The following is a 22603-nucleotide window of genomic DNA, read 5'->3' on the forward strand; positions in this document are numbered from 1 at the left end:
GACGGAACTGATGGGCTGCCGGTGCTCTGTCCGTGCTCGGCGCGTCGACTGCGTTGTGCCGAACTCGTCGGTGCTACGGGAACGACTTTTCATCGATTCCGGTGAGATCCCACGGCGACGCGAGCACTGGCTCGGTTTCAGAGCGGACTAACCGTGAGGGGGCCCACGCTACAAGGTGCTCGCCTTGCGGCGGACTCATGATGTAGTCGCGCGGGTGCCCGGGGCTGTCGGTCGCCGTGGTGGGATGCACCTCGAGCTGCTGATGCCAGAGGTGCGTCGCGGGCGTTGGGATCTGTTGCCCGGCGAACGCGATCGATCCCTCCTTGATGGTGATGACCTGCGGTGGATTTCCCGATGGTGAGGTGACGGTCGCGCTCTTTAGGCGGGCATGGACGACTTTGCCTTCCCAGATCAGACGTGTCTGCCGCAGTCTGACGCGTTCCAGGTTAGTGAAGCGTCCGTTGCAGACTCCGATCTCATTTCCCGTGATCCTCTCGATCTCGATCACATCACTGAGCGCCTCCTCGATAACGCGCATCTGGAGTTCCTCTTCGGCGCTGAGGTCCTCCATCGAGATGGTGATGTTTCCGCCGGGGACGTCGAACACCGCGCGATCTGCTGAGTGCAGGCGCCGTGCGAGCTGTGTGGAGCGAAGCTTTTGCGCGTTTGTGAGTTCGAGGTACTTTTCCTCAGCGAGGGTGCATGCGACTGCCCGATCGTTCTCGAATGTGAACGCGAAGGTGAGGATGAGGCACCCATCGACGAAAATGTCCCATTCGACGCCGCCTTCTTCAGGGCGACGGTGCATGACTGCGGCTTCGAGGTTCGTATGCTCGTCGCCAGTCTGAAGGGTGAGGGACACCTGATTGGCGGGGTCCTGCAGGAACACGTCAGAGACGGTGAAGCGCGACCATTCGGTCGGCAGGTCGCTGCCTTCCGCTAGATCAGGGACCGCGGTGCCGGTGTCGGCGTAAAACACGCGCACATCGATCGGTGACTCCGACTCGTGAACGCTTACCGCGGACGTCCATGCATCATCAGGCAACATGATCAGCGATCGTTCTTGCAGGTCGCGAACAAGGTCCAATGTGTCGAGTGTGAGCATTGCGATGCGCGAGAACACGCGAACCGCCGCGGTGTAGCGCTCCTTGAGATCATGCTCGAGCGCCGCCACCTTCGCTCCGCGGGGGTCCGCGTGGACGAGATCTGCGTAGAGCCAGCCTGCCGCAAGTTGCGTATCCGAGACGATGCTGGTCGGTGCATGATCGGGTCCGACCGCCTGAACGGTGTATCCCTGGACTTGTGTTCCCTGGATTTCCGTAGACCCCCAGGCTGCTCGTAGGGCCGTGATTCGCTGCCTATCGGAAGCTGATGCCGCCCCGGCAGTCAATGCGGTGATCGCGTCGAGGACCCGGTTGTAAAAGATCGGCTCCGACTCGACCGTGAGCGGGCGCAGGCGAGCGACGAGAGACTCGAAGGTCTCCTCATCGGGCAGGTCCTCTACGACGGTAAAGCGGCCCGCGAGATCGATGTTGCCGCGGATCATGGTGTTGGCGAACGCCTGGAGGCGGTCCCTCGACTGCGAGAGTGAGTGCGCGGCAACCCGTCGCGCACGCAGAACAAAGCGTTCCACGATCTTTGCGGGCTCGATCGTCGGTGCCACCTTCTTCTGGCCGCGACGATCGTTCTGAGCCGCCATCAGTCCACACGCCTTGTGAATCCCGTGATCGGGTCGAACGGCCAATCGACGGCGAAGACGCGATTGAAGCTGATCACCATTGCCGATTCCGTTAGTTCATCCGAGGCTGCCATCAAGATGATCTCGCCAGGGCTCGGTTCGTGTGCGGAACGCGCGACCTTGATGGACCTCGCTACGTCGCCGAGCTCAGCCTTCTGGTCACGGGGCACGTCTCGGGCAACGAGGAGCTCAGCTCTCAACGCATCAGCGCGTGGCGTCCGCGGGATCGCGTGCAGCGCAACGCATCCGGCCAAATATGCAGTCTTGACCGCTGCGATGTGCGAACGGGTTGCGTCGACAATCTCGTAGCTCATCTCGAACTCCTGTTCTCCCAAGATCTGAGAGACCGCCGGGTCGTGTTTGCCGTGTTGGAAGAGAACAAACCCGCCGGATGCGTTCTCGCGTAGTAGGTACTCGCCAACGCTGCGGCGGCCGGGAACGGTCTTGCCCGAGAGTCGTACCTTCCCGATCGCGTTCTCATACCAATTGCGCAGGTGCGGCTCGTACTTGCTGCCGAACTCGTTGTTGCAATTTTCACAGGTCATCGTGATCACGCTCCCGCCAACTGAGTGGGGCGGCACATGCTCTCGGCTTCGCGGCTCCGGCGCGAAGCAGATCGGGCAAACACCAAAGTCGACAAAATCGAACGCGACAGGGAGCGCCTGAAAATACCGCTCTGTTCCCAATGGCCGCGGCATACGCACCTCGAGCGTCGACCCATCCTCCAGACGAAGAACGGCCTGGCTGAGCTCAGGGATGCCGCGACCATTCGCACGCCCATTGACGCTTTCAATCACACCGCGTACACGAGGCTGGCCAGACGAATCGCTCACGGGTCAGACTGTACTCGTCGTCCTCGACGTTGCGGGAATGTCCGCTAGCTCTCTAAATCGAGGAAGTAGCGCGACTGCGTCGCCTCTATCGGTGAATTCGCTCAGGCTTCATGACGGATCGCGCTTGTGAGCCGGATGTAAATTCCGGGGCATGCAGAGTCGTTTCTCTCTGGGGTGAACGGAAAGAGTCGTAGCCTGCGCGGGACTTCGTCCCCAACGTTCCGGCCGAGCTACGCCCATTGGTTCGCCTTCGAAACGGGCCGTGTCGGTGTCCGCCGCTAGCATGCACTTGCGGCGGACTGTCGCCGTGGGCTGGGGGAAAGATGCATCGACGAGAGACAGAACCGTCAGAGGCGGGTCGTGACTTGCTTCTCAACCAGGTGAGAGAGCTATATGGGCGCATCGCGTACACGCAGAAGACCCATGAGAAGCAAGCTGACATCTGCGCGATGTCCTCGCGGAGGCAAAGAGTCTGGAAGTTCGTTCTCACGGCGGTCGGATCGGGGACGTTCCTAGCGTCACTCTTCGGGCTGCTGCTGGACCCGCAGTGGGCATCGCTAGCTACCTCCTTCATCGCCGTGCTAGTCACGGCGGCAAGCCTGGGTGACCGGACATTCCGATACGGCGAGGAGATGCAGCAGCACCGCGACACCGCGGCTTTGCTATGGAACTTGCGGGAGTCGTATCTGTCGCTGATTGTGGACCTGAAGTCCGAGTCTCTGCCGCTCGACCAGGCGCGGCAGAAACGAGACGAGCTGCAGAAGGCGGCTCAGGCCGTGCTGAAGGACGCCCCGCGAACGACACCGCAGGCGTATGCCATGGCTCAATCCGGCCTGAAGGACAAGGAAGATCTCACTCTCAGCACGCAGGAGATCGATTTGATGCTGCCGGAGGCGCTTCGAGAGGATTGGGAGCACTGATGTCGCAAACCGGTGACATCTTCGATGGTCTCCTCACCAATCTCAGGGTCAACACTGCTGAGAGCATCGCCGACCGGCGGGACGAAGTAACGAAAGCTCTGAACAGCGAGTTCCGCAGCTTGACCGGCTCCACGGCGAACAAGCTGATGGTCGGTTCCTACGGTCGTTGGACAGCGATCAAAGGTATATCGGACCTTGACCTCCTGTACATATTGCCGTCCAGTCTGCGCGCCTCATACGAGGAGGAAGGCGGGCCGCTCAAAGCGCTGCGGCGCGCCCGCGCTGCGATCCAGAAGCGGTATCCGACGACGACTGTCGGGGTCGACAGGCTGGTCGTCGTAGTGGAGTTCTCGAACTTCACTTTCGAGGTGCAGCCCGTGTTCGAAAACGAGGACGGGTCCTTCGACTACCCGGACACTTACAGCGACTCGTGGAAGATGACGAAGCCTCGCGATGAGATCTCCGCAATCAGCGAGGAAGACTCAGCTACTAGTGGCAATCTGCGACGCTTGTGCAAGCTCGCTCGAGCATGGCGCAACAAGCAAGGAGTCGTGATGGGCGGGCTGCTCGTAGACACCCTTGCGTACAATTTCCTAACGTCTACGACGGAACATCGCTCTGGCACGTCCGAATCCTACGGCGAGATGATGCGCGACTTCCTTCTGTACCTCGCGGACCAGGTGGACCACGATTTCTATCTGGCGCTTGGAAGCCGTCAGCGCGTTCGAGTCAAGAAGCGCTTCCAGAAGAAGGCTGCGTCCGGCGCTGAGCTTTGCACCGAGGCGGTCGACGCTGCTGGTCAGAAGAACGAGTACAAGAAGTGGAGAGCAGTATTCGGAAAGTCCGTCCCAGCAGTAGTGGCTGGAGGGGAGAATGCGCTTGCAGCCAGATCGTTCAACGACACGGAGGAGTTCATCGAGGACACCCATCCCGTGGACATCCGTTTTTCGGTCGAGATCAGCTGTACCGTGACCCAGGACGGATTCCGTCCTACCTCGCTGAACTCATTTCTCAACCTGTTCTCGCTACTGCCCGCAAAGAAACAACTTACGTTCGCGATCGACAACATCGACGTGCCGGGATCATATGAGGTGCGTTGGAAGGTACTGAACCGAGGAGCCGAAGCTGAGCGGCGGGATCACGTACGCGGTGAGATCATCCGTCCGACCCACGGCACCGAGCGCCGCGAAGTGACCTCCTTCCGAGGGAATCATTACGTGGAGTGCTACGTCATCCAGCGCAACGTCGTCGTGGCTCGCGGGCATATCGACATCCCGATCGCAGCAGAGTCTTCCTAGACCGCGCCCCTGGTGCAGTGGGTGCCCATGCCCGCGGCCCTGCGGCGATCCACCCTGCCACAGGTGACTGGCTCCAACGCCTCTCGAGCAAGTCAGCTTGGTCGATCATTCTCGTCGTCGGAATTTTGATAAGCGTCATGAGGCAAGTCGCTCCATGTGCCGGCTACAGCTGTCCCGGAAACTCGCGGGATCGCGATCCGATCTCACGACAACTCTCGTGAGATCGGACATCAAGCAGATTTCGACAGGCCTGTCGTTTCTCACGAAAGTCGTCACTTTCTCACGAATGTTGTCGCAGTTCTCATGGAAGGTGGCGGATTCTCATGAAACCTGTCGCAGCACCGATCGGCGGCGAAGCTACCGACCCCGCCGAGAATGATCGTGTACGGCGGGATGACTCGTACAGCCGCTGAATGGGGTCCAGAAACGTGAGCCGTCAGAGGGTTTTGGCAGGCGTATTCGCTGACCTCTGGCGCTCCGCTCCAGTCAGCTCAACGGTTGAGAAGTGAGCTCTGGATCTTCTCGGATACGGCTTGGCGCAGCGGGCGCACTGCTTCGGCGTCCCAGGACGCCGGGTTGGGGAACGACCATTCCAGGAGTTCCCCGCGAGGCGTCGCCGGCAGGGTGAGTCCGGGCTTCATCAGGACCACGATGTCGGCGGCGTCCAGGTCGTCGACGGTGACGGCGCGCGGCACACGATCGGTGATGTTCATTCCGAGTTCTGCGACGGTGGCGGCCACGGCCGGGTTTACTTCGTCGGCGGGAGAGAGGCCCGCCGACGTCGCGGTGAACCGGTCGCCGGCCAGGTGCTCTAGGAGCGCTGCGCCGAGCTGTGAGCGGCCGGCGTTGTGCTGGCAGATGAAAAGGACGGTTGGGGGAGCGTCAGTCACGGGGTCTCTTCCGGGTTGGGTTCAGCTGGCGGCGAGACGGGGAGCGAGTTCCGCGATGCGGCGCTCCAGCTCGTCAAAGGCGGTATCGAAAGCGTCATCGGTCCCGATCCGCACCGGGTCGGGAATCGACCAGTGCAGGTGCCCGGAGACGCCGAGTTCTTCGTGAGCGTTATCGCACACCGTCACCACGAAATCCGAATCGGTCAGGACCGAAGTCAGGGCGCGCGGTGATTCCGTTGGCAGCGCGAGGGCGTGGCGCTCGGCTGTGGCAACCGCTCCCGGATCTATCCGCTCGGCCGGGTGCGTTCCTCCCGATGACGCCGGGATGCTGCTGCGGGTAGACCACAATGCCGCAGCAAGCTGCGACCGGGCGGAGTTCGCCGTACAGACGAACACGACGCGATCCGCGCGCTCCACTCGGCCGGGAGTGAGCCCGCGAAGTGCGGTTTCGGTTAGGTGAACGTAGCTGCGCCGTTTGTCGGCCTCCGAGCGGGAACGCGAGACCATCCCCACGGACTCCAGCACATTCAGATGATGTGTGACGAGGTTGGAGGGAAGGCCCAACGCCACCCCGATTTCGGTGGGGGAGAGGTCGCCCAGCGTGAGACGGTCGACGATCCGTAGGCGAGATGGGTCACCCAGCGCGGCGTGCTTTGCCGCGCGCGCCTCCACCTGATCAGTTCGTTCAGTGTTCATTGTTTCAATCTTGACTGAACTACCCCTCTCGGGTCAAGATAAGCCGACATGAACATTGCTACCCGCTCCCAGTCCGAGCCCGCGCGACCTCACATGCTGCGCCGAACTGCTGCCGAGTTCCTTGGAACGGGCCTGCTCGTCACGATCGTTGTGGGTTCCGGCATCGCTGCGCAGCGCCTCTCGCCGGATGACGTCGGCCTCCAACTGCTGGAGAACAGCCTGACCACCGCGCTCGGCCTGACGGTCCTGATCCTCATGCTGGGCCCCGTGTCTGGCGCGCACTTCAACCCCGTGGTGTCGATCGCAGATTGGCTGCTCGGACGCCGCGCCGGGACGGGACTCCCGCTGCGCGACCTCACCCCGTACCTGCTCGCGCAAGTTCTCGGCGGGATCGCCGGAACGTTCTTGGCGGGAGTGATGTTCGACGCCGCCCCCGCGCTCTCATCGAACGACCGCGCGACCGATGGCCACCTGGTCGGGGAGGTGGTCGCCACCGCGGGACTTGTGCTGTTGATCTTCGCGCTCGCGCGCACGGGCAAGGGATCGACCACGGCGGCCGCGGTCGGCGCGTACATCGGCGCGGCGTACTGGTTCACAAGCTCTACGTCGTTCGCGAATCCCGCGGTGACGATCGCCCGCATGTTCACCGACACCTTTGCCGGCATTGCGCCCGCCTCTGTCGCGCCGTTCATCGCTGCACAGCTCGTCGGGGCTGCGATCGGCCTCGGCCTGCTGCTCGCCCTCTACCCGACCGCCGCCCGCACGGCCGGCGACGTCGTGCTCCCTCAACAACTCGAAACCCAGCCCTGAAAGGCACCCTCATGCATCTTGTAGCGATCGGCGGAAGCGACGCCGGAATCTCCACCGCCCTACGGGCCCGCGAACTCGACCCGTCCGTCGATGTCACCGTTGTCGTGGCCGACGCGTACCCGAACTTCTCGATCTGCGGCATCCCGTACTACTTCTCCCGCGAGGTGCAGCCCTGGCAGTCGCTCGCCCACCGCACCCACGCGGATCTCGAAGCCACCGGCATGAACCTCCGTCTGGACACCCTCGCCACCGGCATCGACGTCAACAGCCGCCGACTCACGGTCCGCGACGCGAACGGCAGCGAATCAACGATCGCGTACGACGAACTCATGGTCGGCACCGGAGCATCCCCGTCAACCGCCGGCATCGCAGGCCTCGACCAGCTCGGCCCCGACGACGGCGTGCACCTGCTGCACTCGATGGGCGACACCTTCGCGCTAGAGAAGTACCTCGACGACCATCAGCCCGAGACGGCAATCATCGTCGGAGCCGGCTACGTCGGCCTCGAAATGGCCGAAGCCCTGACCGTGCGGGGCCTCCAAGTCACCCAGCTCCAGCGCGGCCCCGAAGTCCTCTCCACCCTCGATCCCGAACTCGGCTCCCTCGTCCACGACGAACTCACCAGACACGGCGTCGACGTCCTCACCGGCACGCGCGTCGAAGCCGTCACCCGTGAAGCCGCATGGATCACCGTCACAGGAACCCACGACGGAGAAGCACTCTCTCGCACCGCTGACGTGGTGCTCGTCGTCGTCGGCGTGCGACCTAACACCAGCCTTCTCACCGCAGCCGGCGCAACCACGGGCGCGGGCGGCGCTGTCGTCGTCGACGAACAGATGCGTACCGGCCTGCCGAACGTGTGGGCGGCCGGCGATGGGGTGGTCACCCACCACCGCCTGCTCGGCGTCACATACCTTCCTCTCGGCACCACGGCGCATAAGCAAGGACGCGTCGCAGGGGAGAACGCGATCGGTGGCGATACGCGATTCGCTGGGAGCCTGGGCACGCAGGTCGTGAAGGTGTTCGATGTCGTGGCCGCACGCACGGGGCTTCGTGACCACGAAGCGACAGCCGCCGGTTTTGCCCCGCACAGTCACACCGCGATCGCGGACGACCACAAGCGGTACTACCCGGGCGCGTCGCCCATCAGCATTCGCATCACCGGAGACACCAACGACGGCCGTCTGCTCGGCGCGCAGCTCGTGGGCACTCGCGGTGCCGAAATCTCCAAGCGCGTCGACACCTACGCCACGGCTCTGCACCACGGCATGACTGTCGCGGCGATGAGTGACCTCGACCTGTCGTACACGCCCCCGCTCGGCTCACCGTGGGACGCCGTGCAGGTCGCAACCCAGGCGTGGGAGCGGGAAACGCGCCGGTCGGCATCTGCGCTGCGACAGCCTGCTGCTTAGGATCGCTCTGACGTGGGGATACTCCGGGCCCACCAACGACGCTGGAAGCCTTACTCGAGTCCTCTTTCGACGATCGCGATTGGTCACCGATGGCTGTATAGTTCAGTACGTGCTGACTATTGCTTCCCGTATCGATGTAATGAACCGGCTTGGCCGGGCGATGGCCGATCCGACGCGCTCCCGGATCCTGATGACCCTGCTCCAGGGGCCCAGCTATCCGGCCGTCCTCTCGCGCGATCTGGTACTCACTCGTTCGAACGTGTCGAACCACCTGACGTGCCTGCGCGATTGCGGAATCGTCGTCGCGGAACCAGAAGGCCGCCAGACTCGCTATGAGATCGCCGATTCGCACCTCGCTGCTGCCCTCATTGCGCTGGTGGATGTGACGCTGGCTGTGGATGAGCACGCGCCGTGCGTGGACTCAGCGTGTACGGTGGCCGGTTGCTGTGCGACGGGGGTGGACGCGTGAGCGCGGCGTGTGGCTGCGAGCACGAGCCTGCCAGCGCGGTGGACGAGGAAATCGAAGAGGCCGAGCGCCCCTGGTGGAAAGACCGCGGAGTTCTGGTGCCGGTTTTCTCCGGGGTCGCGTTCCTGGCCGGCCTGATCTTGGAGTGGTCTGGCCAGGAGATCCCCGCGCTGGTGCTGTTCTGGGTCGGTCTGCTGCTGGGTGCCTCGACGTTTACGCCGGGAGCGGTTCGAAAGCTGTTCAAGGGCAAGCTGGGCATCGGTCTGCTGATGACGATCAGCGCCATCGGTGCAGTCATCCTCGGCTACGTGGAGGAGGCCGCAGCTCTCGCGTTCCTGTACTCGATCGCTGAGGCGCTCGAGGACAAGGCGATGGACCGTGCCCGCGGCGGCCTGCGCGCACTGCTCAAGCTCGTACCGGAAACAGCCACGATCCTGCAGGGCGACACTACTGTGCAGGTGCAGGCGAGAGAGCTGACGGTCGGCCAGGTCATGGTGGTCCGGCCGGGCGAGCGGATCGCGACCGATGGGGTCGTGCGTTCTGGTCGCTCGAGCCTGGATACCTCGGCGATCACCGGCGAATCGATCCCGGTAGAGGTGGAGCCCGGCGATGCGGTGTCGGCGGGTGCGATCAACAGTGCCGGTGCGCTGGAGGTCGAGACGACGGCTGCTGGCACCGACAACTCGCTCACTACGATCGTGGAGCTGGTAGAGAAAGCGCAGACAGAGAAGGGCGAGCGTGCTCGTCTCGCGGACAGGATCGCCCGCCCGCTGGTGCCCGGTGTTCTGATCCTCGCGGCGCTCGTCGCGATCATCGGGTCGCTGCTGGGCGATCCAGAGGTGTGGATCACCCGCGCGCTTGTCGTGCTGGTCGCGGCTTCTCCGTGTGCACTCGCAATCTCGGTGCCACTCACGGTCGTCGCCGCGATCGGCGCCGCAAGCAAGTTCGGCGTGATCATCAAGTCCGGTGCCGTCTTCGAGCGCTTCGGCACCGTCCGGCACGTTGCCCTCGACAAGACCGGCACCCTCACCCGCAACGAGTCCATCGTTACCGCTGTCCTCACCGCAGATGGCGTGTCGGAGGCTCAGGCGCTGGCGTGGGCGGCAGCGCTGGAGCAGCACAGCACGCATCCTCTCGCTGCCGCGATCACGGCGGCCGCTCCGGGTGTCACAGCCGCTGCGGACGTGACCGAGCGGGCTGGTCACGGCATTGACGGCACGGTCGACGACTCGAGAATCACTGTGGGAAGCCCCCGCTGGCTGGACGCCGGCGCGCTCGGGGATCGGGTCGCGGAGCTCGAAGAGCAGGGCATGACCGTCGTGATCGTGCATCGTGACGGGACGCCGGTCGCCGCGATCGGCGTCCGTGACGAGCTGCGCCCAGAAGTCCCCGAGGTGGTCCGAACGCTCACCGGCCAGGGCGTCGGCGTGACGATGCTCACCGGCGACAACGCCCGGACTGCCCGTGCGCTTGGTGCGCAGGCCGGGATCAGTGACGTGCGAGCCGAGTTGCGTCCGGAGGACAAGGCGACCGCGATCGCGGAGTTGTCGAAGGTAGGGCCGGTCGCGATGATCGGTGACGGAATCAATGATGCCCCGGCTCTCGCCGGCGCAGACATCGGCATCGCGATGGGCGCGACCGGCTCCGACGCAGCGATCGAATCCGCCGACGTCGCGTTCACCGGTCACGATCTGCGTCTGATCCCGCGCGCGTTTGACCACGCCCGACGGGGACGACGGATCATCAACCAGAACATCATCCTGTCGCTGCTGATCATCACCGCACTGCTCCCGCTCGCGCTCTTCGGTGTCCTCGGGCTCGCGGCGGTCGTCCTGGTCCACGAGGTCGCCGAGGTCATCGTTATTCTCAACGGCCTGCGCGCCGCCCGCACTCCGCGAGTGAAGAGCTGATGCTCGCGACCATCGGATCAGCGATCGGCCTGTTCGCTGCGACCAACATCGATGACATTGTCGTGCTCACCGTGCTGTTCCTCGCTTCCAGCCGAGGAAAGCCGCGACCGTGGCAGATCGTCGCAGGCCAGTACTTCGGGTTCATCACCCTCGTCGTGATCAGCGTGATCGCCGCGCTCGGCCTCACGATCGTCCCGGACGAGTGGGTGGGCTTCCTCGGGCTGATCCCGCTCGGCATCGGCATCTGGACGCTCGTACGTGGCTTGCGTCGAAACGGTGATGACGATGATGATGACGCCAAGATCACCGCGGTCGGGTTGTGGGGCGTCGCCGGGATCACGATCGCCAACGGGGCCGACAACATCTCCCTTTACACGCCGATCTTCCGCACCAGCGCGCCCGGCGACGTCGTCGTCATGATCGTCGTGTTCCTCATCCTCGTCGCCGTCTGGTGCGCTGCCGGACGGCTGATCGGCACCAACAAGGCCGTCACCGAGGGGCTGGAACGAGTCGAGCACTGGCTCGTACCGGCCGTATTCATCGGTCTCGGGCTGTTCATACTGATCGAATCCGGCGTCATCGTTCGCCTGATTGAGGTCCTCGGATGATGTCGTCCGAGGCCGAAGCTCGCCCGTCTATTGCGCGAAAAGTGCCGTCGGCGCCGCGCTGGCAACTCACGGTTGGAGCGCTCCTGATCGCCGTGTTCGTCGTCCTGATCGATCAGGGAACGAAAGTGTGGGCGGTAGCGACTCTCACGGAGCGCGAGCGCATCCCGCTGGCGGGCGACCTGCTGGGCCTGCAGCTTGCGTACAACCCTGGTGCCGCCTTCTCCTTCGGCGAAGACTTCACCTGGGTGTTCGCGCTGCTCGCTGTCGCCGCCACCGTTACAGCGATCGTGTTCGCGTTTCGAGTTCAACGCCTGGGATGGGCGATCATCATCGGCGCGCTCGGAGGAGCCGCAGCATCACACGCAGGCGACCGTCTCTTCCGAGATCCCGGGTTCGCCCGCGGACACGTCGTGGACTTCCTCGCCTACGGGAACTGGTTCATCGGAAATGTCGCGGACATTGTGATCTTCGCTGCTGCGATCGCCGGAGCGTTCCTTATGATCCGCGGCGGCGATGAGACCCAAGAATGAGACGTCTAGGGCAGCCGCTAATGCGCGGATGCGGTAGGAGGGCTGATTGCGGCGGCAGGACGCGAGAGGGTTCGAACACTCGAGGTCAACGGTTGGTCGCCTCGTCGAGTGCGTTAGTCAGGTCGCTGAGCTGAGTGAGTTCAAGCTTCTCGCCATCCAGGAAAAATGATGGCGTGCCGCTGACCCCAAGATACTGTCCATCGTTGAAGTCAGCTTCGACTCTCTCCCTAGTCGCCGGGGCGGCTACAGCCGCGTCATAGGCACCCAAATCCAACCCGAGGTCCTCCGCGAAGGTACGGAACAGGTCCGCTCGCGAGGTCTGCTGTTCGCCCCACTGAGTCTGCGTTTCGAACAGGCGCTGATACATCTCCTCGAACTTCCCCTGCTCGGACGCGGCTTCCGCAGCCAGGGCGGCGTTCATCGAATTGAAGTGTCCGGGGAGGGGGTAGTAGCGAACGACGTAGTTGATTCCACCCTCGTACTGTTCGCGGATCTGCTCGACGACCGGATAGAACGCACCGCACGCTTCGCACTCGAAGTCGAGGAACTCAACCAGCGTCGGAGCGTCTGGCCCGGACGCGTCGAGCACATGCGAATCCGCACGGGTACCAGGCAGTGCACCTTCTGTGCGGGATTCCGGAGCTGCGGGGCGGGTCATCAGGACGACCACGAGCGCCATAATGGCGAGCACGGTGAGGGTGGAGCCGGTGACGAGGGCGACCTTGACGGGGGGTTTCAAGACGGATGCTCCAGATCGGTGGCGGGCGTCGCCAAGGTAGGGAGGTTTAGAAGAGGGCGAGTAGGGGCGTCTCGTTCATTGCATCGAGACGAAAGCAAAAGTCAGCACACGCTGACTGTACAGGGACTGCTGACTAACTCTCCTGGTGATCCGGTGGATGGTCGCGTCGCAGACGAAGCGCAACCCACCAGCCGCACCGGCGACAGATGAACACCCCGCGCTTCCCAAGGGCATGCAATTTCCTTCGGGGCAACAATCGCCCGCAACACGTACATGTCTCGTCTGACTCAGCGGCCACGAGTGATGATCGCCTCCCGGATCTGATCAACCGTCGGCGTACCTGCCACGCCCGCGGGTGTCGCGTAGACGCGACACGCTAAGGCGACGCTGTGATCCGCGCCGGGGAACAGATCCTTCCCGTTCAGTGTGATCGTGGGAGACCCGGCAAAGGGAACCGCAGCGGCATCCTCCTCCGTGCGGATGAGTCGATAGCGCAACGGCGTGGCCCCATGGCCTGTCTCCCGAAGCGCCTCGGCAACATTGTGGCCCGCGGCGATCCAGCTGGGACAGCCCGCGATATGCAATAACTCAATCTCCATGATCACAAGGATCCTCCCATCTGCTGCTGACCGCGCAGCATCGCCGGGGGCCTACGCTTCAATCTTTTGTAACGATCGGCTATGGCAAGGCAGCGGTCGTCGTCAACCAGGTGCGCGACCAGCCGAAAACGATCGTTTCCGGCGCGGTATCACTTGGTTGCCGGGGCGGTCGCCGCTAGCGGGAGCCGGAACCCCGTTCTGGCATGGGCCTTCGGTTGGTGCCGCGACCGGACTTGCTAGCGGTCGAGCTGCGGAGCGCGCGTTTGTGGCGGGTGTACTCTTGTCCGATGACTCGACCTCTCACGAAGTGGCATTCCGCGCACGCAGAGCTCGACCTACGTCGGGATGTGCCTTCCATAGCCGCGCCGGGAGAAAGAACGGGGCGATGATGTTGGCGACGCATCCGGGTGAACCCCACCGCGGCGATCTCGCTGGGCGGCTCAACTGGCTCAGAGCCGGAGTGCTCGGCGCGAACGACGGCATCGTGTCGGTCGCGTCGCTCGTCGTCGGTGTCGCGGGGGCGACGACCGATTCCGCGACGCTGCTCGCCGCGGGTGTCGCCGGTCTCGTCGGCGGTGCGATCTCGATGGCGCTCGGGGAGTACGTGTCGGTGAGCAGCCAGCGAGACAGCCAACGGGCTCTGATCGAGAAGGAACGAGGCGAGCTGGCCGATGATCCGGCTACCGAGCTCGAGGAGCTGGCGAGCATCTATCAGGCGAAAGGACTTAGCCCGGCGACCGCACGCCTCGTTGCGGAGGAGCTCACCGCGCACGACCCGCTGACCGCGCACCTCGAAGCGGAACTAGGCATCACGGAGAACCAGGTGGTCAGTCCGTGGGCGGCGGCGGGGGCCTCCGCACTTGCCTTCGCACTCGGAGCGCTGCTTCCGCTCTTGGCGATACTGCTCCCGCCTCCCGAGATCCGGGTGCCGGTCGCTTTCGCGGTGGTGCTGCTGGCGCTCGCGCTGACCGGATTCGTCAGCGCGAGGATCGGCGGGAACCCCGCGCTGAGGCCCACGATCAGGGTGGTGCTCGGTGGGGCGATCGCGCTGGTGGTCACGTTCGCGATCGGCACGCTGCTCGGGACGAGTGGCGTTGCCTGAGAGACAGCTATGAGTTGCCTATCGGGAGCCGTTCCTTAGACCTGTCTCAGAGTCGGCGCAGCACGATTCCCCTATGACCACTCTGACGACGAGACCGCGTGCTTCCGTCCCCGCCGCTTCCCCTGAGCCACGGCGGGCAGCCCATGGCCGCGCGCAGCTCTGGCGTGCAGCGGCGATCACGGTGATCTGGGCGACCAGCCTGTTCGTCGTGGCTCTGTGGGTCGCCAGTGGTGGAGTGACCGCAGTCCTGGGGGTCAACGCCGAGACCATCACGTCGCTCGGACGCCTCACCGGGCTGGTCGCGGCGAACCTGTTGCTCTATCAAGTGCTGCTGATGGCACGCGTCCCGCTGTTCGAGCGCGGATTCGGTCGCGACGGGATCACGCGGCTGCATCGCTTCGTCGGATTCTGGTCGTTCTGGTTGATGGGCGCGCACATCGCGCTGCTCGCGGTGGGCTACGCGATGGCGGCCGGCATCAACCCGCTCGTCCAGCTGTGGAGCTTCATCTGGGACTACCCGGGCATGCTCCTAGCCACGGCCGGCACGCTGCTGATCCTGCTCGTGGTCGTCACCTCCATCCGGCGTGCTCGTCGTCGCCTGCGGTACGAGTCCTGGCATCTCCTGCACCTCTACGCCTACCTGGGCGTCGGGCTCGCGCTGCCGCACCAGCTGTGGACGGGCGCCGACTTCCTGTCCTCGCCGATCGCGACCGTCTACTGGTGGGCGATCTGGGCCCTCGCCGCGGGATCGGTGCTGCTGTTCCGCATCGGGATGCCGCTGCTGCGGTCCACACGTCGTGCGCTGCGTGTGGCAGGGGTCGAGGCGGACGGTGCTCGGGGCGTCACCGTCCGGGTCACCGGTCGCGACCTTCCAACGCTCGGTGCCAGGGCCGGTCAGTTCTTCGTCTGGCGGTTCCTCGACGGGCCCGGCTGGACCCGCGGACACCCGTTCTCGCTCTCCGCTGCGCCGGGAAGCGAGCTGACGTTGACCGCCCGTGTGGTGGGGGACGGCACACGCCGGCTTACCGCGCTGCGCTCCGGCACCCGGGTCATCGTGGAAGGACCATACGGGGAGATGACCGGCGAGCGGCGGACCGGGACGAAGCTGCTCATGATCGGCGCCGGCGCCGGGGTCGCACCGCTCGTCTCGCTGCTCGAGACGGAAGGCTACGGACCAGGAGACGCGATGCTCATCACCCGGGAGTCCGCCGCAGAGGACGCACTTCGACAGGAGGCCATCGCTCACCTCATCAGCACCCGGGGCCTGAGGTACCTGCCGTTCGTCGGCCCGCGTTCGTCGGGCGCGTCGAGCTGGATCCCTGCCACTCACGAGGCGTGGTCGGGCGCAGATCTCCTCCACCATCTCGTGCCGGAGCCGAAGGACCACGACGTCTTCATCTGTGGCGCTGAGGCCTGGATGAAAGACCTCCGGCGCGACCTGGTTGACGCCGGGTTCCCCGCCCATCGCATCCATTCCGAATCGTTCACGATCTGAGCAGGGAGACGGCCATGAAGAAGATCCTCTACACACTGCTCGCGACCGTCAGCGGCCTCGTGCTGCTGTTCAGCTACCGAACGTCTCTGGAGGCGGTCACCCCGACCGACGCCAGCGCGGCGACCGCGACAAGCGGCAGTGCGGCGACGACCACCGACACCGGCGCGAACGGCTCGGGAACCAGCTCGAGCACGACGGCCTCTGGCTCCGGTCTCGCCGACGGAACCTACACCGGCGCATCGTCGCAGACCCGTTACGGGCCGGTGCAGGTGCAGATCACCGTCTCCGGCGGACAGATCACAGATGCGCAGGCGGTCGACTACCCGAACAGCAACGGTCGAGACCGGCAGATCAACGGGACCGCGGTCCCGAGGCTCGTCTCGGAGACGATCCAGGCGCAGAGCTCCAAAATCCAGATGGTGTCCGGCGCCACCTACACGAGCGATGGCTACCTCTCGTCGCTGCAGAGCGCGATCGACCAGGCGCACGGCTGATGCATACCGCGAATGAGAAGACGCGGGTCTGGGTCGAGGAGATCATGGGCATCCCGATGAGCATCCATCTGATCGGCCCGGAGGAGACGACTAATGCTGGCGCCGACCGGGCGGTGCGAGCATGCTTCGACGAACTGCGCGAGATCGATCGGGTGTTCTCGACGTATCGCGCCGATTCCGATATCAGTCGCATCCGTCGCGGTGAGCTTGCTATCGCGGATGCCGACGGCAGGGTGGCGCTGGTCGCGGATGCCTGCGATCTCGCCGAACAGGAGACCGGCGGCTTGTTCTCGGCCCGGTGGCGGGGATGGTTCGACCCGACGGGGTATGTGAAGGGCTGGGCGGTGGAAGCTGCGGCACGTCGGCACCTCGAGCCGCTGCTGGGTGTGGCGACCGCGGTCGGGATCAACGCCGGAGGAGACCTGCAGCTGTTCACTGCCGAGGGAGCCGACTGGCGATGGCCGGTGGGAATCGCCGACCCGCACCACCGCGGCGAGATGATCGCGGTGGTCGACGTGTCGAACGGTGCGGTGGCGACCTCGGGCACGGCGGAGCGGGGGCTTCACATCCTCGATCCCCGCACCGGCCGGCCCGCGACAGGCACCGCCTCGGCCACAATCGTGGCCGATGGTCTCACCCATGCGGACGTCTGGGCGACCGCTGCCGTGGTGGCCGGTCCAGCGGACCGTTCATGGATCGCGGCTGCGGGGTCGCGCACCGGCATCATCGTCGACGACGATCGTCGCGTGACCCGCTGGCTCGGCTCGACGATGGTGGACGTGCAGACGACGACGGCCGGTTCGCCGCCGATCGGAGGATACGCACCCGTTCACGCATGAGCCGGCAATGTGAGCAGGAAAGTCGTGCCGGATGCCGTCGACCGTTCGACCTCGATGGAACCCCCGGCGCGACGGGCGACATCCCGCACGAGTGAGAGCCCGAGACCGAAGCTACGGGGGCGTCCACTCTCGCGCGGACGCGCGAACCGCTCGAAGACCTGGTCCGGGGAGATGCCCTCGATCCCGGAGCCCTCGTCGATCACGCGCACCGTCACGTTCTGTCGGTCTCTCCCGATGTGGATCGAGACGGTGCCGCGGGCGGGGGAGTGCTGCACTGCGTTGTCGAGCAGCGCGACCAGGATGCGGACGAGCGTGACTTCCGGCAACTGGGCTTCCGCGTCCTGTTCCACCGTGATCGCGAGGGAGACCTCGGACTCCTTCGCGCTCGTCGTCATCGTCGCGACGGCTGCGGCTGCCGCTGTCGCGACGTCCGCGTTCCCGTCGGCAAGCGATTCCCCCTCCGCAGCAATGAGCAGATCATTGAGTACGTCTGCCATCATGTCCGCATCGTGCCGCAGGTCGGTGAGACCCGCTCCGAGCTCCTCGCCCCGGTCATGACGGCGTTGCAGAACCTGGATACGGCTTGTCAGTGTCGTCAGTGGGGTGCGGAGCTCGTGACTCGCGTCGGCCACGAAGTTCCGCTGCCGACGCAGCGCCTCCCCGAGCGGGCGGACCGACCGTCGCGCGGCGACCGCGGCGACCACCCCGAGCAGCACCACGCCGATCAACCCGAGGATGATCACGGTCGGCACGACCACGTCGATGTCGACGATGAAGTCGTCTCTGACACCGTCACCACCGCCGAACCAGCCGCCGCCGTGCTCCTCGCCTTCGCGGCGCGACGTAGAGAGCACCACCGCGATCAGCACCCCGATGCCGATCGCGACGATCACACCAGACGAGATCCCGACCCAGAGCCCGATGGACAGCGCTGCGCGTCGCACGCGCCTGGTATCAGCGTCGCTCATGACGGTGTTCCCGCGCGGTAGCCGCGCGCGCGGACGGTCTCGATCATGTCGGGAGTCGTCTTGCGCCGCACATAGTGCACATACGTATCCACGGAACTCGTCGTGTCTCCTTCATGGAACACGGCGCGGAGGATCTCGTCCCGACTGAACACGTGCTCGGGGCTGGTGCTCAACAGCTCCAGGAGCGCGCTCTCCGTCGCCGTCAGCGCCACTCGGATTCCCGATGGATCGTACGCGGCCTGGGCGTCCGGCGTGAACACCCACTCCCCGAGTCGCCGACGCTTCCCATCAGCCCGGAACGCGCGCCGCAGCGCACGGAGACGCGCCAGTAGCTCGTCGTAATCGAAGGGCTTCACCAGGTAGTCGTTCGCTCCGCCGTCGAGACCGGTGACACGATCGTCCACGGTGCCGAGCGCGGTCAGCATCAGGATGGGGGTCGTGATGTGGGCCGTGCGCACGGCACGGATGAAATCCACACCGTCCATGCCGGGGAGTCGTCGATCGACCACCATGACGTCATACCGCCGGCTCAGCGCGAACCGGAGCGCGGTCTCGCCGTCTGAGGCATGCTCGACGTCGTACACGTCTTCCAGCACTTCGACGGTCAGCGCAGCGATGTCGGCGTCATCCTCCACGTAGAGCAGCGAACTGCGCGGCCTCTGTGCCGAGTCACCCATGGTCGCCGTCCTGTCGTCTGCGATCGAGATCATCAGCGTACGCCCGACCCAAACCCGGTCGGGTATCGCAGACTGATCTCCGCATGCCGTCGCCGTCCGGCCAGAAACGATCGTTTACGGCAGACGCACGGAGGTCGCCGGCCGATCGCACGACACGCCGATCGCGCACCCGCCGAAACCCCCTGCCGAAACCAGATGCGCCGAAACTGGCCGTTCGACGTTTTAGGCAGCGTGAGAGTGGAAGGTGATTTACGACATCTTTCGTGAGACAGCCGGCAGCCTCGACCGTGCATCACTCACCCGTCTTCCCGGGAATGTTCTGTCTCACCGACCGACAGCTTTCGTGAGATCGGACAAGATTTCGACATGTCGTTTCTCATGAAACCTGTCGCATTCTCACGAAACCTGTCGCATTCTCACGAAACCTGTCGCTGTTCTCATGAAAGGTGGCGGATTCTCGCGGATGTTGTCACACGGTCGTCCGGGATTGACGCCGTGTGTCAGCAACGCCGAGGTCGCCTACGCATCAACTTGCTCTGACGAACATCGAAAGTGGCAAGCGATCTCGTGGGGCGGTGGCACGGTTCGGCGGACGCATAGGGGATCTGCGTAAGGTGCGAATGTGCCTCGAGACCCACGTTTTAGTACCGTTCGCGGTGCGGCGGGAGTCATGCTCGCCGCAGTGTTCGCCATCGGTCTGAGCGGGTGTGCGCCGGATCCGGTCAGCGATTCCTACCTCAAGGGTGAGAACACCGGGTATGTGGCCGGCAACGGCGCTATTGTCGAGGTCCCGGTGGCCGAGCGGAGCGAGCCCGTGGTCTTCAGTGGCGTTACTGAAACTGGTGATGATTTCGACAGTGCGGACAACGCCGGCAAGGTCACGGTGGTGAACTTCTGGTACGCCGGGTGCGCGCCGTGCCGCATCGAGGCGAAGGATCTTGAAAGCGTCTGGCAGGAATACGGCGGCGAGGATGTGGCTTTCATCGGCATCAATACCCGCGACCAGGCTGACACTGCCCAGGCTTTCTCTGACGAGTTCGGCATCACCTACCCGAGCCTGATCGACGTGAACACGGCCGAGGCGAAACTCGCTTTCTCCGAGGCTGTGCCGATCCAGGCGACACCGACCACTCTCGTGCTCGACAGACAGGGCCGTGTCGCCGCCCGCATCATCGGGCCCATCGACGGCACCTCGATCCTCTCGACCCTCGTCAAAGACGCCCTAGCGGAGACGCCGTGAACGCAGACACCATCATCGGGTCCGGTGCGCTCTGGCTCGCAGTCCCCGTCGCGATGCTCGCCGGCCTCGTGTCGTTCCTGTCGCCCTGCGTGCTCCCGCTGGTCCCCGGCTTCCTCGGCTTCCTCGGCGGAGCGGTCGCGCCGCGCTCGAAGGGTGACGCGACGAACGCAGTCGCGCCTGAGCGCCGTCAGCTCGTTGTCGGCGTGCTTCTGTTCATCCTCGGCTTCAGTGTCGTCTTTGTTCTCATCACTGCGCTGAGCGGGACGGCCGGCGTGTTCTTCCTACGCTGGGGTGACCTGGTCACGCGCATCCTCGGAGTCGTCGTCATCCTGATGGGGCTCGTCTTCCTCGGGTTGTTCAGTTTCGCCCAGCGGGAGGTCCGCTTTCACGTTGGCTCCCGGGCCGGTGTCGTCGGGGCGCCGCTACTCGGAGTGGCACTCGGTATCGGCTGGGCGCCGTGCATGGGTCCGACGCTTGCCGCGATCATCGCGCTCTCGTTCAACGCCGGCGACCCTGTCCGGGCCGGCTTCCTTGGCCTCGTGTATTCGCTTGGCCTCGGCATCCCGTTCCTGCTGGTCGCACTCGGGTTCGGTTGGGCGGCAAAGACGGTCGAGTTTCTCCGACGTCATATCCGGGTGGTGAACGTTTGCGGCGGCATACTGCTGATCGTCCTCGGCATCCTGATGGTGACCGGGCTGTGGACCGACATCATGTCGCGGCTGACGGCGGTGATGGGCAGCGTCATCCTTCCTCTCTGAGATCCCTAGCAGGGACGTCGCGAGTGCCGACTGGAGCAGTCCTCTCTACCCAACTGCTCATGTCGACGGCGCCAGTTCGTGATCCCGTGTCGGAGCCTTAGATGTAGACGCCGCGATCTTCCATGAATCGGACGGGGTTGGTGTAACCACCGTTGATATAGACCTCGAAATGCAGATGGCACCCGAAGGATCGGCCGGTGTCACCCGCGTAGGCGATGACCTGGCCGGAATTGACCCACTGCCCCCGGCCAACGGCGATGCCACCGGGTTTGATGTGGGCGTAACCGGTGCTGACGCCCCCGCCGTGTTGGATGCGGACGTAATTGCCGTAGTTGCCGTTGGCGCCGGCGTAGTCCACTGTTCCGGAGTTGGCGGCGTAGATCGCCGCTCCGCAGCCGTTGGCCATGTCCGCGCCGTAGTGGTAGCTCGAGGAGCAGCCCTGCGATCCGCAGATGGGGGTCCGCGGGCCGTAGCTTGAACTCCGGCCGCCCCCGTGGGGACGAACCCAACCGCCGCTCCCGGCGGAGCCTCCGCCGCCACCGTTGCCGCCTCCGTTGGCTGCGGCTTCGGCGGCTTCGCGTTCGCGACGGGCTCGCTCTTCGGCCTCGCGTGCGGCTACACCCGCCTGGTAGCCAGCGACAGTCTGCGTGGTGGTGTCTTTCAGCGCGGCGAGCTGCGCCTGCATCGTCTCGAGGTTCGCGGCTTGCTCGTCGAGAGCGGCTTGCGCGGCGTCGGCCGCTTCTTGTGCGGCAATCATCTTCTGCTCTGCGACCTGCTGTAGTCGGTCCCGTTCGTCGCGGGCGACCTTCGCCTGATCGGTCAGCGATTGGGCGGTGTTGCGCGCCGAGATTGCGTCATCGTAGACCGATCGGTTGTACTCGAGTAGCTTGTCCATGGTGCCCAGCCGGGGACAGGAGCTCATCGGCGTTGGCCGCGGAGCCGGAGAAGAACAGTTGCAGTGCTGAGTCGTCTCCACCGTTGCGGTACAGCTGTGCCGCAACTTGACCGGCCCTGCGCGCAGAGGTTTCGGCCATCGCTGATTGTTCGTCGGCCTGCGCCTGCAGGCTCTCGGCTTCCGTGATCGCAGCGAAGTATTCCTGTTGTGCTGCGTAGAACTCGTCGGAGGCTGTATCGGCGGCAGCCTGGGTCTCGGCGACTTTCTGCGTCAAGGACTGGATCAGCCCTTCGATTCGGGTGATCTCGGCGGCCTTGGCAGCTTCGTTGTTCTTGGCGCGTTGGACATCGTCCCAGCTCGGGTAGGACGCAGCGTACGCCGCTGAGACGCCGGAGCCGATACCGAATGCAGCGAATGCAGCGACGCCGAGGGCGCCGAGTCCGAAAGCGCCACGTCGAGTCACACTCAGCTTCCAGAATGAGTCGCGTTCGGCGGGCGTGGGTGCACACCCGCATTCTTCAGCCGCCTCCGTAGCAGCCGCGGAGACGCGTCGTTCGTTCACTGTGCCCTCTCCTCGAGTTCGGCTTCGTGGATTCTGCTGCCATGGGCGCGCCGATTGGCCATGCTCGCGTTGCCCGCTGTCTGGTCTATCGTCCGTTCGTGGGGGCCGAAGTCGCGCCGACTCG

The 22603-nt window shown here is 64.7% G+C and carries 22 protein-coding genes and 1 pseudogene; 14 read left to right on the top strand and 9 right to left on the bottom strand.

Going from position 1 to position 22603, the window contains the following annotated elements; translation table 11 throughout:
- Positions 1-73: 73 nt before the first annotated feature.
- Together LRQ07_RS03070 and LRQ07_RS03075 are read right to left on the bottom strand one after the other, a co-directional pair.
- Positions 74-1699 (bottom strand): hypothetical protein, encoded by a 1626-nt coding sequence (locus LRQ07_RS03070; protein WP_062635601.1) that lies wholly within the window; start codon positions 1697-1699, stop codon positions 74-76.
- The gene (locus LRQ07_RS03075; RefSeq protein WP_153243569.1) at positions 1699-2571 is read right to left on the bottom strand and encodes an HNH endonuclease; all 873 of its coding nucleotides are present in this window, start codon (positions 2569-2571) and stop codon (positions 1699-1701) included. Before LRQ07_RS03075 ends, LRQ07_RS03070 begins: the two co-directional genes overlap by 1 nt.
- A gap of 365 nt (positions 2572-2936) precedes the next feature.
- Between LRQ07_RS03075 and LRQ07_RS03080 the strand changes: the two genes are divergently transcribed.
- Both LRQ07_RS03080 and LRQ07_RS03085 read left to right on the top strand, forming a co-directional pair.
- Complete coding sequence (locus tag LRQ07_RS03080) at positions 2937-3491, top strand: SLATT domain-containing protein (RefSeq protein WP_197073244.1); 555 nt, start codon at positions 2937-2939, stop codon at positions 3489-3491.
- Complete coding sequence (locus LRQ07_RS03085) at positions 3491-4789, top strand: nucleotide-binding domain-containing protein (RefSeq protein WP_045264191.1); 1299 nt, start codon at positions 3491-3493, stop codon at positions 4787-4789. Before LRQ07_RS03080 ends, LRQ07_RS03085 begins: the two co-directional genes overlap by 1 nt.
- 491 nt (positions 4790-5280) lie before the next feature.
- On the opposite strand, the gene LRQ07_RS03090 is transcribed toward LRQ07_RS03085, so the two are convergent.
- Together LRQ07_RS03090 and LRQ07_RS03095 are read right to left on the bottom strand one after the other, a co-directional pair.
- Entirely contained in the window at positions 5281-5679 is a 399-nt protein-coding gene (locus LRQ07_RS03090) for a low molecular weight phosphatase family protein (protein ID WP_062635603.1), read from the bottom strand.
- Between the two features lie 21 nt (positions 5680-5700).
- On the bottom strand, positions 5701-6375 hold the full coding sequence (locus LRQ07_RS03095; protein ID WP_046747248.1) for a helix-turn-helix domain-containing protein: 675 nt from the start codon (positions 6373-6375) through the stop codon (positions 5701-5703).
- Between the two features lie 48 nt (positions 6376-6423).
- Between LRQ07_RS03095 and LRQ07_RS03100 the strand changes: the two genes are divergently transcribed.
- From LRQ07_RS03100 to LRQ07_RS03125, 6 genes are all read left to right on the top strand, one after another.
- Positions 6424-7185 (top strand): MIP/aquaporin family protein, encoded by a 762-nt coding sequence (locus LRQ07_RS03100; protein WP_046747249.1) that lies wholly within the window; start codon positions 6424-6426, stop codon positions 7183-7185.
- Between the two features lie 11 nt (positions 7186-7196).
- A complete protein-coding gene (locus LRQ07_RS03105) occupies positions 7197-8597 on the top strand; it encodes an FAD-dependent oxidoreductase (protein ID WP_046747250.1) in 1401 nt (466 codons plus the stop codon).
- Positions 8598-8706: 109 nt separating this feature from the next.
- Positions 8707-9066, top strand: coding sequence for a Cd(II)/Pb(II)-sensing metalloregulatory transcriptional regulator CmtR (cmtR, locus tag LRQ07_RS03110; protein WP_062636047.1), 360 nt, complete (start codon positions 8707-8709; stop codon positions 9064-9066).
- Positions 9063-10973 (top strand): heavy metal translocating P-type ATPase, encoded by a 1911-nt coding sequence (locus tag LRQ07_RS03115; protein WP_197462137.1) that lies wholly within the window; start codon positions 9063-9065, stop codon positions 10971-10973. Before cmtR ends, LRQ07_RS03115 begins: the two co-directional genes overlap by 4 nt.
- The gene (locus LRQ07_RS03120; RefSeq protein ID WP_045264185.1) at positions 10973-11581 is read left to right on the top strand and encodes a cadmium resistance transporter; all 609 of its coding nucleotides are present in this window, start codon (positions 10973-10975) and stop codon (positions 11579-11581) included. Before LRQ07_RS03115 ends, LRQ07_RS03120 begins: the two co-directional genes overlap by 1 nt.
- Positions 11578-12111, top strand: coding sequence for a signal peptidase II (locus tag LRQ07_RS03125; protein WP_227991975.1), 534 nt, complete (start codon positions 11578-11580; stop codon positions 12109-12111). The genes LRQ07_RS03120 and LRQ07_RS03125 overlap by 4 nt, the downstream gene beginning before the upstream one ends.
- 85 nt (positions 12112-12196) lie before the next feature.
- On the opposite strand, the gene LRQ07_RS03130 is transcribed toward LRQ07_RS03125, so the two are convergent.
- Positions 12197-12850: a DsbA family protein gene (locus LRQ07_RS03130; protein WP_046747252.1), complete on the bottom strand. Its 654-nt coding sequence runs from the start codon at positions 12848-12850 to the stop codon at positions 12197-12199.
- A 287-nt stretch (positions 12851-13137) separates the two neighbouring features.
- A complete protein-coding gene (locus tag LRQ07_RS03135) occupies positions 13138-13449 on the bottom strand; it encodes a hypothetical protein (RefSeq protein ID WP_045264357.1) in 312 nt (103 codons plus the stop codon).
- A 385-nt stretch (positions 13450-13834) separates the two neighbouring features.
- Between LRQ07_RS03135 and LRQ07_RS03140 the strand changes: the two genes are divergently transcribed.
- The 4 genes from LRQ07_RS03140 to LRQ07_RS03155 all read left to right on the top strand — a co-directional run bounded on the left by LRQ07_RS03140 (position 13835) and on the right by LRQ07_RS03155 (position 17379).
- Positions 13835-14551 (top strand): VIT family protein, encoded by a 717-nt coding sequence (locus LRQ07_RS03140; protein WP_157523996.1) that lies wholly within the window; start codon positions 13835-13837, stop codon positions 14549-14551.
- Between the two features lie 73 nt (positions 14552-14624).
- Positions 14625-16046, top strand: coding sequence for a ferric reductase-like transmembrane domain-containing protein (locus LRQ07_RS03145; RefSeq protein ID WP_062635607.1), 1422 nt, complete (start codon positions 14625-14627; stop codon positions 16044-16046).
- A 14-nt stretch (positions 16047-16060) separates the two neighbouring features.
- A complete protein-coding gene (locus LRQ07_RS03150; protein ID WP_062635609.1) occupies positions 16061-16540 on the top strand; it encodes an FMN-binding protein in 480 nt (159 codons plus the stop codon).
- Positions 16540-17379 carry an FAD:protein FMN transferase gene (locus LRQ07_RS03155; RefSeq protein ID WP_062635611.1) on the top strand — a complete coding sequence of 280 codons (840 nt, stop codon included), beginning with the start codon at positions 16540-16542 and terminating at the stop codon, positions 17377-17379. The genes LRQ07_RS03150 and LRQ07_RS03155 overlap by 1 nt, the downstream gene beginning before the upstream one ends.
- Here the strand turns inward: LRQ07_RS03155 and LRQ07_RS03160 are convergent.
- Positions 17370-18347 carry a sensor histidine kinase gene (locus LRQ07_RS03160; protein ID WP_062635612.1) on the bottom strand — a complete coding sequence of 326 codons (978 nt, stop codon included), beginning with the start codon at positions 18345-18347 and terminating at the stop codon, positions 17370-17372. The two genes, LRQ07_RS03155 and LRQ07_RS03160, sit on opposite strands and share 10 nt — an antisense overlap.
- Entirely contained in the window at positions 18344-19057 is a 714-nt protein-coding gene (locus LRQ07_RS03165) for a response regulator transcription factor (protein ID WP_256535808.1), read from the bottom strand. The genes LRQ07_RS03160 and LRQ07_RS03165 overlap by 4 nt, the downstream gene beginning before the upstream one ends.
- A gap of 637 nt (positions 19058-19694) precedes the next feature.
- On the opposite strand from LRQ07_RS03165, the gene LRQ07_RS03170 reads away from it, so the two are divergent.
- Together LRQ07_RS03170 and LRQ07_RS03175 are read left to right on the top strand one after the other, a co-directional pair.
- Positions 19695-20264 carry a TlpA family protein disulfide reductase gene (locus tag LRQ07_RS03170; protein ID WP_136054588.1) on the top strand — a complete coding sequence of 190 codons (570 nt, stop codon included), beginning with the start codon at positions 19695-19697 and terminating at the stop codon, positions 20262-20264.
- On the top strand, positions 20261-21022 hold the full coding sequence (locus LRQ07_RS03175) for a cytochrome c biogenesis CcdA family protein (protein WP_256535809.1): 762 nt from the start codon (positions 20261-20263) through the stop codon (positions 21020-21022). The genes LRQ07_RS03170 and LRQ07_RS03175 overlap by 4 nt, the downstream gene beginning before the upstream one ends.
- A gap of 97 nt (positions 21023-21119) precedes the next feature.
- On the opposite strand, the pseudogene LRQ07_RS18550 reads toward LRQ07_RS03175, so the two are convergent.
- Positions 21120-22479, bottom strand: a pseudogene (locus tag LRQ07_RS18550) (M23 family metallopeptidase).
- Positions 22480-22603: the final 124 nt, after the last annotated feature.

Source organism: Microbacterium sp. J1-1 (assembly GCF_024498615.1).
In the GTDB taxonomy this organism is placed as follows: domain Bacteria; phylum Actinomycetota; class Actinomycetes; order Actinomycetales; family Microbacteriaceae; genus Microbacterium; species Microbacterium aurugineum.

What these genes read in the sequence shown, in the direction of transcription:
- LRQ07_RS03070 (WP_062635601.1), bottom strand. Translation starts at nt 1,699, where the DNA reads ATGGCGGCTCAGAACGATCGTCGCGGCCAGAAGAAGGTGGCACCGACG.
- LRQ07_RS03085 (WP_045264191.1), top strand. Translation starts at nt 3,491, where the DNA reads ATGTCGCAAACCGGTGACATCTTCGATGGTCTCCTCACCAATCTCAGG.
- LRQ07_RS03095 (WP_046747248.1), bottom strand. Translation starts at nt 6,375, where the DNA reads ATGAACACTGAACGAACTGATCAGGTGGAGGCGCGCGCGGCAAAGCAC.
- LRQ07_RS03100 (WP_046747249.1), top strand. Translation starts at nt 6,424, where the DNA reads ATGAACATTGCTACCCGCTCCCAGTCCGAGCCCGCGCGACCTCACATG.
- LRQ07_RS03105 (WP_046747250.1), top strand. Translation starts at nt 7,197, where the DNA reads ATGCATCTTGTAGCGATCGGCGGAAGCGACGCCGGAATCTCCACCGCC.
- LRQ07_RS03120 (WP_045264185.1), top strand. Translation starts at nt 10,973, where the DNA reads ATGCTCGCGACCATCGGATCAGCGATCGGCCTGTTCGCTGCGACCAAC.
- LRQ07_RS03125 (WP_227991975.1), top strand. Translation starts at nt 11,578, where the DNA reads ATGATGTCGTCCGAGGCCGAAGCTCGCCCGTCTATTGCGCGAAAAGTG.
- LRQ07_RS03135 (WP_045264357.1), bottom strand. Translation starts at nt 13,449, where the DNA reads ATGGAGATTGAGTTATTGCATATCGCGGGCTGTCCCAGCTGGATCGCC.
- LRQ07_RS03140 (WP_157523996.1), top strand. Translation starts at nt 13,835, where the DNA reads ATGATGTTGGCGACGCATCCGGGTGAACCCCACCGCGGCGATCTCGCT.
- LRQ07_RS03145 (WP_062635607.1), top strand. Translation starts at nt 14,625, where the DNA reads ATGACCACTCTGACGACGAGACCGCGTGCTTCCGTCCCCGCCGCTTCC.
- LRQ07_RS03150 (WP_062635609.1), top strand. Translation starts at nt 16,061, where the DNA reads ATGAAGAAGATCCTCTACACACTGCTCGCGACCGTCAGCGGCCTCGTG.
- LRQ07_RS03155 (WP_062635611.1), top strand. Translation starts at nt 16,540, where the DNA reads ATGCATACCGCGAATGAGAAGACGCGGGTCTGGGTCGAGGAGATCATG.
- LRQ07_RS03160 (WP_062635612.1), bottom strand. Translation starts at nt 18,347, where the DNA reads ATGAGCGACGCTGATACCAGGCGCGTGCGACGCGCAGCGCTGTCCATC.
- LRQ07_RS03165 (WP_256535808.1), bottom strand. Translation starts at nt 19,057, where the DNA reads ATGATCTCGATCGCAGACGACAGGACGGCGACCATGGGTGACTCGGCA.
- LRQ07_RS03170 (WP_136054588.1), top strand. Translation starts at nt 19,695, where the DNA reads ATGCTCGCCGCAGTGTTCGCCATCGGTCTGAGCGGGTGTGCGCCGGAT.